The 15255-nt window shown below is 37.7% G+C and carries 17 protein-coding genes and 4 tRNA genes; 13 read left to right on the top strand and 8 right to left on the bottom strand.

The genetic code is table 11. The features are described from left to right. Positions 1-51 precede the first annotated feature (51 nt). The 8 genes from pgsA to fabV all read left to right on the top strand — a co-directional run bounded on the left by pgsA (position 52) and on the right by fabV (position 3854). Positions 52-600, top strand: coding sequence for a CDP-diacylglycerol--glycerol-3-phosphate 3-phosphatidyltransferase (gene pgsA / locus M1F26_RS11615; protein WP_125890883.1), 549 nt, complete (start codon positions 52-54; stop codon positions 598-600). A 165-nt stretch (positions 601-765) separates the two neighbouring features. Further along, a tRNA-Gly gene (locus M1F26_RS11610) sits at positions 766-841 on the top strand. A 23-nt stretch (positions 842-864) separates the two neighbouring features. Then, positions 865-938 (top strand) — tRNA-Cys (locus M1F26_RS11605). A 6-nt stretch (positions 939-944) separates the two neighbouring features. Then, positions 945-1031, top strand: a tRNA-Leu gene (locus M1F26_RS11600). A gap of 119 nt (positions 1032-1150) precedes the next feature. Further along, positions 1151-1237 (top strand) — tRNA-Leu (locus M1F26_RS11595). Between the two features lie 267 nt (positions 1238-1504). After that, positions 1505-1660, top strand: coding sequence for an MbeCy (locus M1F26_RS11590; RefSeq protein ID WP_125890884.1), 156 nt, complete (start codon positions 1505-1507; stop codon positions 1658-1660). A 114-nt stretch (positions 1661-1774) separates the two neighbouring features. Then, a complete protein-coding gene (locus M1F26_RS11585; RefSeq protein WP_140170666.1) occupies positions 1775-2335 on the top strand; it encodes a hypothetical protein in 561 nt (186 codons plus the stop codon). 319 nt (positions 2336-2654) lie between these two features. Continuing rightward, on the top strand, positions 2655-3854 hold the full coding sequence (gene fabV / locus M1F26_RS11580; protein ID WP_140170665.1) for an enoyl-ACP reductase FabV: 1200 nt from the start codon (positions 2655-2657) through the stop codon (positions 3852-3854). Between the two features lie 106 nt (positions 3855-3960). Here fabV and M1F26_RS11575 read toward each other — a convergent pair whose 3' ends face one another. Further along, positions 3961-4563 (bottom strand): toxin-antitoxin system YwqK family antitoxin, encoded by a 603-nt coding sequence (locus M1F26_RS11575; protein WP_227528806.1) that lies wholly within the window; start codon positions 4561-4563, stop codon positions 3961-3963. 177 nt (positions 4564-4740) lie between these two features. Between M1F26_RS11575 and M1F26_RS11570 the strand changes: the two genes are divergently transcribed. Together M1F26_RS11570 and M1F26_RS11565 are read left to right on the top strand one after the other, a co-directional pair. After that, the gene (locus tag M1F26_RS11570) at positions 4741-5946 is read left to right on the top strand and encodes a nicotinamide mononucleotide deamidase-related protein YfaY (protein WP_140170664.1); all 1206 of its coding nucleotides are present in this window, start codon (positions 4741-4743) and stop codon (positions 5944-5946) included. 6 nt (positions 5947-5952) lie between these two features. After that, positions 5953-6726 carry a nucleotidyltransferase domain-containing protein gene (locus tag M1F26_RS11565; RefSeq protein WP_200129144.1) on the top strand — a complete coding sequence of 258 codons (774 nt, stop codon included), beginning with the start codon at positions 5953-5955 and terminating at the stop codon, positions 6724-6726. Positions 6727-6731: 5 nt separating this feature from the next. Here the strand turns inward: M1F26_RS11565 and M1F26_RS11560 are convergent, their stop codons facing one another. Then, on the bottom strand, positions 6732-7163 hold the full coding sequence (locus M1F26_RS11560; RefSeq protein WP_140170662.1) for a hypothetical protein: 432 nt from the start codon (positions 7161-7163) through the stop codon (positions 6732-6734). Between the two features lie 136 nt (positions 7164-7299). Beyond that, positions 7300-7725 (bottom strand): universal stress protein, encoded by a 426-nt coding sequence (locus M1F26_RS11555; RefSeq protein WP_096863927.1) that lies wholly within the window; start codon positions 7723-7725, stop codon positions 7300-7302. Between the two features lie 325 nt (positions 7726-8050). Here M1F26_RS11555 and M1F26_RS11550 point away from each other — a divergent pair, with 325 nt between their 5' ends. Continuing rightward, positions 8051-8257 carry a ParD-like family protein gene (locus tag M1F26_RS11550; protein ID WP_036958645.1) on the top strand — a complete coding sequence of 69 codons (207 nt, stop codon included), beginning with the start codon at positions 8051-8053 and terminating at the stop codon, positions 8255-8257. Then, positions 8250-9020 carry a type I methionyl aminopeptidase gene (gene map / locus M1F26_RS11545; protein ID WP_004263445.1) on the top strand — a complete coding sequence of 257 codons (771 nt, stop codon included), beginning with the start codon at positions 8250-8252 and terminating at the stop codon, positions 9018-9020. Before M1F26_RS11550 ends, map begins: the two co-directional genes overlap by 8 nt. Before the next feature lie 66 nt (positions 9021-9086). Here map and M1F26_RS11540 read toward each other — a convergent pair whose 3' ends face one another. From M1F26_RS11540 to M1F26_RS11520, 5 genes are all read right to left on the bottom strand, one after another. Continuing rightward, positions 9087-9518 (bottom strand): carboxymuconolactone decarboxylase family protein, encoded by a 432-nt coding sequence (locus tag M1F26_RS11540; RefSeq protein ID WP_004263450.1) that lies wholly within the window; start codon positions 9516-9518, stop codon positions 9087-9089. A gap of 105 nt (positions 9519-9623) precedes the next feature. Next, complete coding sequence (locus tag M1F26_RS11535; RefSeq protein ID WP_036958646.1) at positions 9624-10400, bottom strand: DeoR/GlpR family DNA-binding transcription regulator; 777 nt, start codon at positions 10398-10400, stop codon at positions 9624-9626. Positions 10401-10403: 3 nt separating this feature from the next. Further along, entirely contained in the window at positions 10404-11360 is a 957-nt protein-coding gene (locus M1F26_RS11530; protein ID WP_231135960.1) for a D-threonate 4-phosphate dehydrogenase, read from the bottom strand. A 16-nt stretch (positions 11361-11376) separates the two neighbouring features. Then, positions 11377-12651, bottom strand: a complete 1275-nt coding sequence (gene dtnK, locus M1F26_RS11525; protein ID WP_140170659.1) for a D-threonate kinase — start codon at positions 12649-12651, stop codon at positions 11377-11379. A 10-nt stretch (positions 12652-12661) separates the two neighbouring features. Continuing rightward, a complete protein-coding gene (locus M1F26_RS11520; RefSeq protein ID WP_096863928.1) occupies positions 12662-13615 on the bottom strand; it encodes a 2-keto-3-deoxygluconate permease 1 in 954 nt (317 codons plus the stop codon). Positions 13616-14043: 428 nt separating this feature from the next. Between M1F26_RS11520 and M1F26_RS11515 the strand changes: the two genes are divergently transcribed. Beyond that, a complete protein-coding gene (locus M1F26_RS11515) occupies positions 14044-14988 on the top strand; it encodes an SPFH domain-containing protein (protein WP_004263460.1) in 945 nt (314 codons plus the stop codon). Positions 14989-15255 lie beyond the last annotated feature (267 nt).

Raw genomic sequence — 15255 nt, 5'->3', positions numbered from 1 at the left:
TAGGGCAACATATTCATAATATCCAACTTGGTCAAAAAGTTAGTGAGCGTGATGAAATTAAACATACCAACGTGGTTGACATTATTTCGCGTCATCCTAATACCGTTTTTTGTATTAGCCTTTTATCTCCCTACCGCTTGGGGGCCGTTTGCATGTGCGCTTATTTTTGTTATTGCAGCGGTAACTGATTGGTTTGATGGTTTTTTAGCAAGGTTGTGGAAGCAAACTACAAAGTTTGGTGCTTTTTTAGATCCTGTTGCTGATAAAGTTATGGTCGCAACAGCGCTAGTGTTAGTCACAGAAAGTTATGATGTTTGGTATGTAACGTTACCTGCAGCAACTATGATTGCACGTGAAATCATTATTTCGTCTTTACGTGAATGGATGGCAGAGATAGGTAAACGCAGCAGTGTGGCAGTTTCTTGGATTGGTAAATTTAAAACAACGGCTCAAATGATGTCATTAGTCGGTTTATTGTGGCGTCCAACACCATTAATTGAAAACCTTTCAATTGCACTAATGTATGTTGCGGCTATCTTAACATTTTGGTCAATGTTCCAATATTTAAAGGCAGCATGGGGCGATTTGAGCGAAGCGTGATCGAAATGATTGAAAAAACAGCGAACGATCCAATTATTTCAATATTTGTATTGACTCGATAGGTGAAATCAGTAGAATGCAACGCATCGAACGGCAACATGGTTTACAAAAATAAATAAGTAAATCAGCCAGTTTGAAAGCATAAGCTGAAAAGTGAAGCTTAATGCGGGAATAGCTCAGTTGGTAGAGCACGACCTTGCCAAGGTCGGGGTCGCGAGTTCGAGTCTCGTTTCCCGCTCCAAATTTCGAAAGAAATTCGGACAAGGCGCGTTAGCAAAGCGGTTATGCACCGGATTGCAAATCCGTGTAGCTCGGTTCGACTCCGGGACGCGCCTCCAAATTTAGCCCAGGTGGTGAAATCGGTAGACACAAGGGATTTAAAATCCCTCGGCCTTTAGGCTGTGCGGGTTCAAGTCCCGCCCTGGGCACCAATTTAAAGTAATTAAACGCTATTAAGTGTTTAAGTTTGCTAATCACAGTGTATTTTATAGAATGCATGGGTTAGTTGGGTAAGTTAATAATTGCCCAAATTTTAGAGAAAGACAATTTAGCCCAGGTGGTGAAATCGGTAGACACAAGGGATTTAAAATCCCTCGGCCTTTAGGCTGTGCGGGTTCAAGTCCCGCCCTGGGCACCATATAAATTTCCAATCAGCTATGATTTGAAATTAACAATTAACCACCTTTAGGTGGTTTTTTTGTATCTAATTTCCTTAAAGTGTTTTGTATCCGCTCAATTAATATCAATTCCTAGTAGTATTTCTTATTTTTATTCAATGGCTTATTAAAAAACAAAACGTTTTTTTATTGTGTCAATTAACGCGTAATTCGTGTAAAAAACCGTAAGTCAGACCGTTCCGTTAGTGTTTTATGTCACTATTCTGGTTCTTGAAGAGGAGCGGGCTATGTCTAACATGAAAACTGAAGTTGTAGTTGTACGATTAACTAAACATGAACGAGCATTATTAGATACAGTAAAAACAAAACCTTTATTGGCTGACTGGTTGAAGGAAATTGCTATGGCAGAGGTTAAGCAACAGGAAAATAAAAAGAGTAGTTAATTATGCAGAAATCAATCGAGTCATTTAATGTGATTATAGAAAAGTTAATTTTTTGATTAATTATTCGTTTTTGATAGTATCAAATTAGATGACTTAATTGGAATTTGAGAAGTGATGATAAAAGGACTTTTGTTTACGTTAATACTCGTACTTGTGTCTGGTTGTACAACGAAAAAACTGGATGCCCCTTATGGTTTTAGGTGGGGGCAAACCCCCGAACAGATACGTAAATTGCATTTAAAAGAATTACAATGTACTGAATTCCAAGAGGGAGGTGCATTATGCTCATCAACGGACTCCCCTCAAATAGCAAATAAGCTGTTTTTATTGATGTTTTCCCGGGAGAAAAATACGTTAATGCTAGTTTCTTCCCAAGGAAAAGTGAGTCGAGACCAATCAGTCATTTTGGCTGAGTATGATGCAATTAACCAGAAAATGTTTGAAGTTTATGGTTTACCAAAGCAAACAATCGAACGCTATAAACGGGATGTTTATTTCTTAGATAAGATATCGGATGACGAAACAACGCCATTTAAGCGAGTCTATGAAAAAGATGGCATGCAGATTATGGTCGGTATTGTTAGTAATGCCCATTTTCGCAAAATTCACGATAGAAAAGACATTGTTTACTCAGTGATGGTTATCCATAATTTAATACCAACTAAACCACAATAAGCAGCTATTAAGCTGCTTTACACTCGTTAATGCTATTTGTTCTTTCATTTGGCAATGCGTTTTCATCTATTGTTTTGTCTCTAGATGCGCTCTTGGCTTTGTTAGGCAATCAGCCCAGAGGAAAAATAATTAACTTGAATCGATAATTAGATTCATGACGACGTGTTATTGAAGCTATTAATGATTTTAAATGAGCAATTAATGGGAAAATCATCAATAAACTGGTCTGTTCTCCTTATTTATTGTCACTCTGTCTTAAGTAAATGGATAATATCAGGTATATTAGAGCCTGATTGTTAGCTACCAAGAAAAAAATACTATGATTATCAAACCTAAAATTCGTGGTTTTATCTGCACTACAGCTCACCCAGCAGGCTGTGAAGCCAATGTGCGTGAGCAAATTGCCTACGTGAAATCACGTGGCGAACTGAAAAATGGCCCTAAGAAAGTTTTAGTTATTGGTGCATCCACCGGTTACGGTCTTGCCTCTCGTATCAATGCTGCATTTGGCAGTGGTGCGGCTACCATCGGTGTATTTTTTGAAAAGCCAGGCAGTGAAGGTAAAACAGGCTCTGCGGGTTGGTACAATTCTGCAGGTTTTGACAAGGCAGCAAAAGAAGAAGGCCTGTATGCAAAAAGCATTAATGGTGATGCTTTTTCTGATGAATGTCGTCAAACCGTTATTGATTTAATTAAACAAGATTTAGGCCAAATTGATTTAGTTGTTTATTCACTGGCCTCTCCAGTGCGTAAAATGCCTGAAACGGGCGAAATTGTACGCTCGGCCTTGAAACCTATTGGCGAGCCGTATAAATCTGTTGCGTTGGATACCAACAAAGATGTGCTGATTGAAGCTGTTGTTGAACCCGCAAACGAACAAGAAATCGCAGATACAGTAAAAGTCATGGGTGGCCAAGACTGGGAACTGTGGATGAATGCGTTAGATGAAGCGGGTGTTTTAGCCGATAACGCACAATCTGTGGCTTATTCTTATATTGGTACGGATTTAACATGGCCAATTTATTGGCATGGTACATTAGGTAAAGCAAAAGAAGATTTGGACCGTGCGGCTCATGCAATCAATCAAAAATTGCAAGCCAAGGGTGGGGCAGCGTATGTTGCTGTATTAAAATCTGTTGTAACACAGGCCTCCTCTGCAATTCCTGTCATGCCGTTATATATCTCTATTGTCTTTAAGATTATGAAAGAAAAAGGGATCCATGAAGGCTGTATTGAACAAATTCAACGCTTATTTGCCACTAAGTTATTCAATGACGCAGTGCCAGAGACCGATGAAAAACATCGTCTACGTTTAGATGATTGGGAATTGCGTGATGACGTACAAAACACATGCCGTGAAATTTGGCAGCAGCTTAATGATAACAACATCAATGAATTAACGGATTACCAAGGCTATAAAGCTGAATTTCTCCGTCTGTTTGGCTTTGGCCTAAATGGTGTTGATTATGATGCTGATCTCAGCGGTGAAGTGAATTTTGAAGTGAAAGAGCTAATTTAGTTATATTCGTCTTCATTTTCAATTTATTAGAAACCCGCTACTTGCGGGTTTCTATTTTTAGCTATCTTTGTAAATCATACGCATCTGTTTTATCTTGTTAGTTGAATTATTGCAATACGGTAATTTCACCATCGCGGATAAGAGCTTTAGAAATAACCGTTCCATTTTCATCAAATTCGGTCACTATTCCAACGAGTTTTTCATTTTTAAATGTGCCCGTAATATTGGGTTTATTACTAGGTGTGTCGTGATAAATTATAAATGGCCCTGATAATTTACCTTGCAGTGTGTTGACTTCGATATCGTTACGGCCACTCTCATGGTAAGTGCGGACAGTTCCATGTACCTTGCAGTCTTTGAGTTCAATATGGGATTCAGGCTTGCCATTTTCATAGTAGGTTTTGATGTATTTATCAAAGCATCCTTTAGATACCCATGTTTTAAATTTTGGCTGACCATTATCGAACTCAGTCTCAAATGCTCCTTCAGAAAGGCCTTTTGGAGCCTCTATGGTCGGAAACTCTATCTTTTTTAATTCACTTAACTCCCCAAATTTCGAATCTGAGTTTGAATTAGAATTTGGAGATCCTCCAAGTTGGCACCCAGAAACTAATAAAACTAAAGAAAATAATGCAACAGATTTAATTGGTTTTAGTTTGAACATGTAGCCTCTATTATTGCTGTGAAAAAATAATGGATTCAATTGCATATAAAACTATAGCCTTTTTATGACCACATAGGGTGAGAATTATCCTAAACCATTTATTTTTAATGAGTTCTGGATATTTTAAAAGGGGAATTCAGGTGAATAAAAATTGATGTTAGTCATCTTGATAATAAGGTAGTTTAGTAAGTTAATACGATTTGTATATTCAGGGAGCCATGAATGTTAGTTATTGAAATGTTGAGTACTGGTGATGAAGTTTTGCACGGACAAATAGTTGATACAAATGCAGCTTGGTTAGCAGACTGTTTTTTTCAGCAAGGTCTCCCTTTGAGTAGCCGAACCACTGTTGGCGATAATTTAGAAAGTTTAGTAGCTACTTTTCTTGAACGTAGTTTATCTGCAGATGTTCTGATTGTGAATGGAGGGTTAGGGCCAACGAGTGATGATTTAAGTGCTTTGGCTGCGGCTAAGGCTGCGGGAGTTCCATTAGTTGAGCATTCGCAGTGGATTGAAGTTATGGAGCGTTATTTTATTGCCAGAGGGCGGGTTATGCCTGAAACAAATCGCAAACAAGCACTACTCCCTGAAAATGCTGAATTAATTGATAACCCTGTAGGAACGGCTTGTGGCTTTTCTTTAGTCTTGAATGATTGTCTGATTTTTTTTACTCCTGGTGTTCCTTCTGAATTTAAGGTTATGGTGAATGAGCAAATTTTGCCAAGGTTACGAGCACATTTTACATTGCCAGAGCCACCAGTTTGTTTACGCCTAACCAGTTTTGGCCGTAGTGAAAGTAGTCTTGCGAAGCAATTTGATAGCTTACCTTTACCTGAAAACTGTGTTTTAGGCTATCGTTCTTCAATGCCTATTATTGAATTAAAGCTAACGGGACCTGCGTCACAAAAAGAATTGATGGAAAGAGATTGGCAATTAGTGAAGCAAGGAGTAGGGGATAATTTGATATTTGAAGGTACTGAAGGTTTAGCTCAAAAAATTGGAAAATCCCTAAGAGAAAGGAAATTACAAATAATAGTCAGTGAACAATTTAGCGCAGGGCTGTTAAGTTGGACATTAGATTCAGCGGGGATCGCTATTTCTTCCAGTCAAATTTTGCCATCTGACGTGGAACAAACATTGAAAATTTTAGCGCAAAGAGCTCAAAATATAGCAATTAATCATCCTTTATCTATTGGTTTAGTGGTTGGCGAATATAATGAGCAATATTTAAACGTTGCTCTATCAACACCAGATATGTGTTATGCGCAGAGAATTCATTATTTACCAAATAATCATTCACAGAAAGAAAAACAAGAAGTCAGTGTAATGTTAATATTAGATATGTTGTCTCGTTGGTTAAATGGTCGCGAGGTTATTGGCTACTATGAATGGTTAGTACAAACAGAAACACTTATTTTTGAGAGTTAGGTGGTTATGAAGTTAAAAGATTATAAGTATATTCCTGTTCCTGAAGAGAGGCCGTTTCAACCAGAATTTCAGTCAATAATAACAGAATCTATTTATTGGCTGAGTTGCATATTAAAAGACAAGCTCCATAGCATGTATGTGTATGGTAGTGTTGCAAAAGGCTGTGCGAAGCCACAGCAATCGGATTTAGATCTATGCATTATATTATGTGGTGCCCTTACTCAATTAGAAACAACCAGATTGAATGAAATACAAGTTCAATTAACAGTTAATCATATTGAGGTCAGCAAAATTGATTTTGATATTGGTATTCTTACGGATGTGATGAGTGAGGCTAATCTATATAGTTGGGGATATTGGATTAAGCATCACTGCCGTTGCATTTATGGGGATGATTTAGCAACATGTTTTAACCAATTTACCCCTTCACGAGCAATAGCCGAAGCCGTTAATGGTGATTTTGTTGATGTGCTTAATGCTTATATCGACCAAATCAATAATTGTAATGATGATGCTGAGTTAACGTTATTATATCGGGCGGCATCGAGAAAGCTCATTCGTTCGACTGATATTTTACGTTGGAAAAATGATAATGACTGGCCAGAAACATTATCTGAATATGCACAAAAATTCGTTCAACGTTATCCAGAACGACAAAATGAAATAAATTATTTTTTATGTCAAAGTTTACAGCCTTTTGTTGATGAGCAATTCTTGGAACATTTAGTCCAGTTTATCTGCTGGTTGGATGTTGAACATTCTAATATTATTAATAAATGAGACAATTATGGCTCATCCGGTTGTAGTGCATTAATGATGTAATTAATACTTGAAACCCCTTTCTTGCAGGCTTTGTCTTTTAAAACAGTCGGCGTTTTATCAATGGCCATTTTTACTGAAGATAATTGTTCGGTGTAGGTTTGTGCTCCAATAATCTCTGGATTATTATGTAAGTATTCAATAACTACATCGACTTTTTGATAAAACTGGTCACACGAGTTGCCACCCGTTTCTAAGATTTTTAGTTCATTAAGAGAATTTGGAATAAGTTGTTTCGTATGCTGTTGTACTTGCTCGATATACTTTCCTGACTTTGCTTGCTCAATTATAGTCATCACCTGATTTTTCATATTTAAAAACGAGTAGATAACTGTAATTAAAGCGATAGCTAAAATTATATTGATACTAATACTGATCCAGAGTAAGTGTTTTTTCATTACATTCCTTGAGTGAAAAATAAATCTGCAATAGATAGATAGCTTAGTCGAGTGAATAATCCATGTATGTAAGATTAACACGAAAAAACAAGGTAACCCAATAATAGGCTACCTAGATTACTATAATTAATAGCGGCTATCGGACAGTCAAAACAGAAATTTTTGAATTTTGAATAACCATTGATGCTGTTGAACCTAAAAAGTATGTGGACATACCTGGGCGCCTTGACCCAATAACGATTAAATCAGCAGAAATTTCCTCTGCAACACGTAAGATTTCATCTCTTGGTGTTCCCATTAAAACTTGAGCACTGTATTTATCATTTGGAATATTAAATTCTTTAATTATTTCAGCGAGCTGCTTCGTGACGTTTTCTTGTTCACTATCCGCTTTTTCAGCAAAACCAAATCCCATTGTGGTATAGAAAGGAACAGTAGGAATAATTGCCAAAAAATGAATATGTGCTTTTTCATATTCAGCAAGGTATTGAATATGAGACATAACTAAATGTGCTAAGCTTTTTTCTGTTATATCAATAGGAACTAAAATTTTATTATACATGTTTTTCTCCAGCTTTTATTTATTGAGTTCATGTTGTAATCGGATCATTAGTTTATTAATAGTACGGAAGTTAAACCAGCACATGGCCGAGTTAATCAAAATAATGCTAATTTACGTATAATCATTACATTCTTCGGAATTTATGATAGCGGATCAACGATTCAAATACTTTGACGGCGGAATCAACTTAATCAACTTAAAGTAGTATTTATGGGCTGTTTTTCATGCGCTTTGTGCTATACAAAACGTGAATGCTTTGAATCATCATCTTCCTGTTATATGATCTATACATGATTTGTATACATATCATATTGTTGAGGTTGCTTTGGGTATCGTAAAAATTTCAGATGAATTGCATGATTATCTGCGCCATGCGAGCCAGGTTATGTCCCGTTCGATTAATTCACAGGCAGAGTTTTGGATTAAAATTGGTATGCAAGCTGAACTAAACCCGAATAAGACATTTACTATGTTAGTCAATGAAATGTTAGAAAAAGAGTCAATTGAATTAAAAGGAAAAGTTCATGAATAATATTACAATTAAAACAGCAGAAGAAATTGAACTGATGCGTGAGTCTGGACGACTTTTGGCTAGCGTTTTTAAGATGTTGGATTCATTTATTGTACCGGGTATTTCCACAATGGAGATTAATGATAAAGTTGAAAGCTATATCGTTAATGAATTACAAGCAAGGCCTGCTAGTAAAGGGCAATATGGCTACCAATATGTTTTGAATACATCGTTGAATGAAGTCGTTTGTCATGGTGTTCCAAAAACAGATGAAATTTTAAAAGCAAAAGACATCATTAACGTTGATATTACGCTAGAGAAAAATGGCTTTATCGCTGATTCAAGTAAAATGTATGTAATGCCAGAAGCTTCACCACTAGCACGTAAATTAGTTAAAGATACTTATGCTGCTATGTGGGAAGGAATAAAACAAGTTAAACCGGGTGCGACATTGGGTGATATTGGTTCCGCTATTCAACATTATGCGGAATCTAAAGGTTACAGTGTCGTACGCGAATATTGTGGGCATGGTATTGGCCGTGAAATGCATGAAGATCCGCAAGTTCTTCATTACGGCGTACGAGGGAAAGGGGTTGAATTAAAAGAAGGAATGACATTTACGATAGAGCCAATGATTAACCAGGGTGGGATGAAAATTAAAACAAAGAAAGATGGTTGGACGGTCGTAACAAGAGATAAAAAATTATCTGCTCAATCTGAACATACGGTATTAGTCACTAAAGATGGGTATGAAGTTTTAACATTACGTGATGAAGAAAAATAGTGTTAAAAGTAGAATTTACAAGCTTGCTGCCATAAAGGTAGCAAGCTTTTTTTATACAAATTTTTACTATTGTCTCAGTGCTATTGCTATACGGTTAAAGGCACTCATTAAACCAATAGCGATAGTTAAATCAGAAATTTGTTCATCAGAAAAATGGTGTTTTAATTCATTAAAGAGAGCATCTGATGTACCACTGGTAGCTATATTAACGACAGCTTCGGTCCAAGCTAATGCAGCGCGCTCTAATGAATTAAAATGATGACTAACCTGCCAGCCAGCGAGTGTGTCTATTTTTTTGTTACTGACACCATTTGAACGTAATGAGCTTGCATGCATATCTAGGCAAAATGCACAGCCATTGATTTGTGAAACTCTTAAATAAACAAGCTCTATTAGTTCTTTACCTAACCCGCTTTTATCCAATGCATTTTTGCATTCAATAAGCCCTTTATACGCTTCAGGTGATAAATTGTTATAAGCTAATCTCAGTTCGCTCATGGGGGTTCCTTACATATTTTGTTGTCAGATGAAATGTAATGTTTGGTGCGGTTTGGTTGGAAGGTTGAGCTACTTTATTTTATAAAGAAATCAAGTTCAATAGCATTAAGTGGCATTTGTGGAAACCAATATTAGATTAGTACGACAAGAATCTATAAATTTTTGCTGAATATCGAGTGGAAGTTGGTTATCTGTAATAATATCTGTCAATTCGTCTATTTGAGCGACACGAAATAATGACCATTTACCGTATTTACTACTATCAGCAAGCATAACAGAGCGTGTAGCATTTGTTATTAGGTCACGTTTTAGACCTGCCTTTTCTTCTGTTGGTGTTGTAATTCCTTTTTCTAAACTCCAAGAGTTACAACTAATGAATGCGATATCAGGATAAATGCTACGTAATAAAACACGCCCATGCTCACCAATACAAGATTGGCTACTATCGTCAATTCTTCCACCAACAATTGTGACTTCAATTTGTTTGAATTCAGAAAGAAAAAGGGCAATATGGAGGTCAGAGGTGATAACACGCAGGGGCATATGAGTGAGCTCTCGCGCTAGCTCAAGCATGGTTGTTCCTGCATCAAGTAGAACCGTGCTACCTGGTTCAATTAAACGGGCTGCCGCTTTCGCAATAGCCCGTTTCTCTCTTAGATTACGCTGGTTTTTTTCGGACGTAGTGGGCTGAACAGGAATGAAACGGTTTAGGGTTACACCGCCATGCGTGCGAGAGATAACCCCAGTTTCATCAAGTTTAATGAGATCACGCCGGATAGTGGCCGCTGACACGGATAATGCTTGTACTAGTTCTTCAACAGTGACGAGGTTATGCTGTTTAAGATACTCAAGTATTAAATCTAATCTATCCATTGTGCTCATTAGTTATACTACATTCATCGCAAGTTTAAGTGAGATGGCCATACTTTCAGGATTTGCTTTACCCGTCCAAGCAATATCAAATGCGGTTCCGTGATCGGCTGAAGTGCGCAAGAACGGGAGGCCCGCAGTGATATTAACACCATCATAAAAACCTAATAATTTCAAAGGAATATGACCCTGGTCGTGATACATGGCAACAACCATATCATATTGCCCTTGATAGGCTTGTAAAAATACAGTATCTGGAGGACAAGGGCCATAAATATTAATACCTTCAGACCTTACCTGTTCTATAGCTGGTTGTAAATATACGATTTCTTCATCACCAAATAAACCATTTTCCCCAGCATGAGGATTAACGCCAGCGATCGCAATACGTGGTTTTTCATAGCCAACGCGTTTTAAAAAGTCTGATGCGATACGAGACACGGTTATGATACGCTCGCTATTTAATGTATCTAAAAATTTACGCAATGCAATATGTGTTGTGACATGGATGACTTTTAATTTTTCGGTATAAAGCACCATGGCATAATCTTTGGTATTGGTTAGCTGGGCAAGTAGTTCAGTGTGACCTGGGTAGTTGTGCCCGGCAAGGTGCAATGCTTCTTTATTTAAAGGTGCAGTGGCAATCGCTTTCACTTCACCTGCGAGAGCTAGTTCAGTCGCACGTTTAATACAACGAAATGCTAAGTCACCAGCTTGAGCTTGGACCTTCCCCGCAATAAGTGCGCTAGGGTCGGCTAGGGGTTCATCAATAATATTGATGGTATCCGCTGAAAATTGAGCTTCTTTGATATTTTGTATCACATTGATTTTTATCTGAGGAACTACCCCTGATTTAATTAATCGCTGCATTGTTGATGCACAACCGATAACAACGGCAGAGGCTCCTGCCAGTTCACCTTCTGCAAGGGATTTGACGATAATTTCTGGGCCAATACCTGCAGGATCTCCCATGGTAATAGCAACAACATTATTTTTCACAATAAATTTCCTCAATATATTTGATGGCTTCGCATAAAGTGGTTATTTGACCAAACCCTCCCGCTTTGGTGATCACGGGTAAATCATCAATTTCACTGTCAATAAAAGTGCCGCAAGGTATACATGGCAGTACCTCAGATTGAATTCGATAACCTTTTGCTCCCAAAGTATTGGCAACCGCAATCGCAATATCTCCACCTGTTAAAAAAAGTCCCCCGATGCTGGCAACAGACAGCGTATTTAAGGTCAGCAAACTAATAAAGTCGCTGATATTTTTCCCCAATTCATTACGAGTCATATCGTAGGTATTGCATAGGTCATCAATATGATGCCTATCTTGCACATCTCGGCTGGTTCGTATGATGGTGTGTTTTTGTTGGTTTAATGTTTGACTAATTTCTTTGATGAGCGCAGCCATGTAGTTATCTTGTGTAGTGGCTGCAAGTACTTGTGTGACATCAACATCAATGACACTGGCATCACAATGTGTTTGTGCATAGTTTACCTGTTCAATTGTTGCGCTGCTCATTGAGCCAGCGACAATAAATAACGGTAGCCCTTGCTTTTTATTCATGAAAATATTCTCAGGCAATGCATTTGCAAAGCCCGCAGCTCCAACGAGTAGGCAAGGTTGAACTATTGAAAATACGGCTTCAGCAATTAGTGCTAAATCTTCATCATTTTCAGCGTCCGTGACGATGATACTGCCTTGCGTTGGCTCTTGTGCTTGTAACCATGTTGCGAATCGCCCTGAACGTATTTGGTCTAGATTCACTTCAATAACGGGCAGGGTAGTCTGCTGATGGAGAATAGTTTGGATACGTGATGAAACTATTGGTGTTTTAGGGTCAGAAGCAAATTCAGTTTCAATAAGTGCTTTTCCATGAACGAGACATTCACCATTTAACGTTACACGTCCTGCCGCAGGAATAGCTGCGGCAACAATAGCAAGTTTTAAGCCTGTTTCTGACATAATTGTCTCTATTTCTGCCCCAATATTACCGCGAAATGTTGAGTCAATTTTTTTATAAATGACAGGTTTATCCTTCTGAGATAAAAAAGGTTTCAGGCTATTTCGTAGGTTTTCTGAAGCAACCCGTGCATTTAATGCGCGACTTTCTGTATTAAGCACAACGACATCAGCAAACCAAGAATGTTTTTGTGTATTATCAAGAAGTATCTCTGTGCGCGCATGCTTTTTAGCAAATTGAACACCGGTATCATTTGCCCCTGTAAAGTCATCCGCAATAACTAAGAGTTTCATAAATAACTCCTTACTCTTCAGTTTGTTGGGGATGTCTTGCTTGTTGGCGTTTAGCAACCCAAGAGGTCAGGATAGGGGTTAGAATAGCGGTGGTGATCACGGATGCAGCAATCAAAGGAGCCGCAGAAAGCGCAATAGCCTCTAAGGATGGGTCGGCTTGTGCGATAGCGAGTGGTGTTGCCACTGCATTTCCTGCGGTACTTGAGGCTGCAGCGCCTGCGATACCTGAACCTCCTACTAGACGGTCTGCTCGAATATTAAACCAGCCGCCAACAAACGTAGTCAGCACACCGAGCAAGATACCTGCGAGTCCACCTTGTAATAGCATTTCTAAGTTGATCCCTGCGCCTAGTGCAAAAGCGAAGAAAGGAATTAATATTGGCCCACCTTTTGTTAGAAAATCGCGCATATGTGGGTCTAGATTTCCTAAGATCATGCCAACAATTAACGGAACAAGAACCGCAACTAATGCCATTAAAGGGATATTTGCCATACCAGCTGCGCCTAGCGCAATCATGGTAAAGAAAGGCCCATCATTAAGAGATAAAATTGAGATAGCACCAACGTCTCGTTTATTACCAAACTCCCCAACTAAAGCGGCATATAAGCCACCATTTGAATTGCTCATTGCTGCAATAATTGCAACACCAGTTAAACCAAAAATCCCTTCCATTCCAAAGAGATAATCGACACCTAGACCAAGAGCAATCGCAACGACTAGTTTTGTTAAGGTAATTGTACCTCCTTGTAATAAAGCTTGTGGCGCCGCTTTAAAACTAATTCCTGCACCCATACAAAGCAAGAATGCACCAATAAGAGCAGGGGCACCATTTTTAAACAGTGATGTTGTAAAGCCACCGATTTCGAGGGCTTGAGGAGCAAAGGTGTTGATTAGGGCACCGAGTACTAATGGCACAACCATCATGCCACCAGGTATACGTTCAATCGATTTTTTTATTTGCATGGTTTTCTCCGCCATGATTTATTTTAGTCATAATGATTATATTTAATCAATTAAAAACAACAGTGATCAAGATCGCAATAATTCCCTTTACCATCAATTGAAGCTATACTCTAATATTCACCATTAACTTGGCTTAAAATAATGATAATTTGGCTTTTAATGGAGTGAATGTCATTTAAACTGAGCGAGAGAGTGATTATAAATAATCACACATGTGTTTTGTGATTGAAATTAAGCATTAATAATTTAAACAGATAAAACTAGGTTTATAACAAAATTATCTGTAATGGCTCAGCGATTCATTTTTACCAAGATAGAAACAGCAGATTTAGTGCTTTTAAATTTAGGATTATTAGACTTGTAGTTAGAAAATAAGTGGTGACAATAAGGCGCTTTATTATAATTATTAATTTGATAGGGATTAACTCATGCAATTTAAATCAATGATTAAATTGGTTGTCGGTGCTGCATTACTTCTAGTTATTGGTCTCGTAGGGATCAATTCATATACTATTGTACAAGATGGCTCGGTTAAGGTGGGGACATTTTTAGGAAAAGTCGACCCAGTTGCTTATGATGCAGGTTTACATTTTCCAATTAATCCGTTTACAACATTTGATACGTACTCAACAAAAGATATTCGAGTATCACTAAAAGAGCTAAGAGTACCTTCGCAAGATAAATTAAAATCTATTGTTGATATTACGGTAATGCTTCAATTTGATGGTGCGAAAGCTCCTGTATTACGTATTAATGGTGGTACAGAAAGCGAAGCTTTAGATAAATATGTACGCCAAAAGCTGATTTCAACGATTTTAGAATTTGGTAAAGATGTTGCTAATGCACAAGATCTTTATACTGCAGATACACAAAGAAAATTACAAGAATCTATTCGTGATGCTATTCAAGGGTATGCTTCCCCTTATGGCTATACAATAAAAGAAATCATGATCCAAGATATTACTTTGCCTGAGGTTGTACAAGAGCAAGTGGTTAATACCAAAATGCGCCAAGAGCAAATCAACCAAGCAAAAGCAGAGGCAGAAAAAGAGCGTGAATTAGCTCAGAAAAAGGTTGTTATTGCTGAAGCGGAAAGAGAGTCTGCTGAACAACAAGCCATCGCCAGAGAACGTAACGCACAAGCAAGTTCATTTGCGATGCGCCAAGAAGCAGATGCAAAATTGTATGCTGCTCAGAAAGAAGCTGAAGCGAATGCGATATTACAACGTACTATTACCCGTGAAATGATCAATTGGAAACAGTTAGAGATTGAGCAGATTAAAGCTCATAAATATAAAGGTGAGGTACCTAATATTGTTGTTGGTGCAGATTACGATGGTAAAATGATTATGGATATGCGTAATAGCCAGTAATATTAATTAAAAGAATTACCGCAGTTAAAACCTATTCTATTAAGTTAGCATGGGTTTTTATTTTTATGTGCACCATATTGATATATTAGACAAAAACTCATCTGGTTTGGTCATAAAAATTAACCGTTACCTTGAAATATCGTGATGAAAATATACTGTGGTGGTCAATTTAAGGTAAATATAGTGAGTCAATTCTGTATTAGGGGGGTTGTGCTTTATTGTTAGCTAATTGGATGTCGTATTATGATACCTGATTGTTGTTATTAT

Origin of the sequence: Providencia sp. PROV048 (assembly GCF_033688165.1) — a bacterium.
Classification (GTDB): Bacteria; Pseudomonadota; Gammaproteobacteria; order Enterobacterales; family Enterobacteriaceae; genus Providencia; species Providencia hangzhouensis.
Note: the sequence above shows the minus strand (reverse complement) of the source record. Positions and strands in the feature narration are given on the sequence as shown.

What these genes read in the sequence shown, in the direction of transcription:
- pgsA (WP_125890883.1), top strand. Translation starts at nt 52, where the DNA reads ATGAAATTAAACATACCAACGTGGTTGACATTATTTCGCGTCATCCTA.
- M1F26_RS11590 (WP_125890884.1), top strand. Translation starts at nt 1,505, where the DNA reads ATGTCTAACATGAAAACTGAAGTTGTAGTTGTACGATTAACTAAACAT.
- M1F26_RS11585 (WP_140170666.1), top strand. Translation starts at nt 1,775, where the DNA reads ATGATAAAAGGACTTTTGTTTACGTTAATACTCGTACTTGTGTCTGGT.
- fabV (WP_140170665.1), top strand. Translation starts at nt 2,655, where the DNA reads ATGATTATCAAACCTAAAATTCGTGGTTTTATCTGCACTACAGCTCAC.
- M1F26_RS11575 (WP_227528806.1), bottom strand. Translation starts at nt 4,563, where the DNA reads ATGCAATTGAATCCATTATTTTTTCACAGCAATAATAGAGGCTACATG.
- M1F26_RS11570 (WP_140170664.1), top strand. Translation starts at nt 4,741, where the DNA reads ATGTTAGTTATTGAAATGTTGAGTACTGGTGATGAAGTTTTGCACGGA.
- M1F26_RS11565 (WP_200129144.1), top strand. Translation starts at nt 5,953, where the DNA reads ATGAAGTTAAAAGATTATAAGTATATTCCTGTTCCTGAAGAGAGGCCG.
- M1F26_RS11560 (WP_140170662.1), bottom strand. Translation starts at nt 7,163, where the DNA reads ATGAAAAAACACTTACTCTGGATCAGTATTAGTATCAATATAATTTTA.
- M1F26_RS11555 (WP_096863927.1), bottom strand. Translation starts at nt 7,725, where the DNA reads ATGTATAATAAAATTTTAGTTCCTATTGATATAACAGAAAAAAGCTTA.
- map (WP_004263445.1), top strand. Translation starts at nt 8,250, where the DNA reads ATGAATAATATTACAATTAAAACAGCAGAAGAAATTGAACTGATGCGT.
- M1F26_RS11540 (WP_004263450.1), bottom strand. Translation starts at nt 9,518, where the DNA reads ATGAGCGAACTGAGATTAGCTTATAACAATTTATCACCTGAAGCGTAT.
- M1F26_RS11535 (WP_036958646.1), bottom strand. Translation starts at nt 10,400, where the DNA reads ATGAGCACAATGGATAGATTAGATTTAATACTTGAGTATCTTAAACAG.
- M1F26_RS11530 (WP_231135960.1), bottom strand. Translation starts at nt 11,360, where the DNA reads ATGGGAGATCCTGCAGGTATTGGCCCAGAAATTATCGTCAAATCCCTT.
- dtnK (WP_140170659.1), bottom strand. Translation starts at nt 12,651, where the DNA reads ATGAAACTCTTAGTTATTGCGGATGACTTTACAGGGGCAAATGATACC.
- M1F26_RS11520 (WP_096863928.1), bottom strand. Translation starts at nt 13,615, where the DNA reads ATGCAAATAAAAAAATCGATTGAACGTATACCTGGTGGCATGATGGTT.
- M1F26_RS11515 (WP_004263460.1), top strand. Translation starts at nt 14,044, where the DNA reads ATGCAATTTAAATCAATGATTAAATTGGTTGTCGGTGCTGCATTACTT.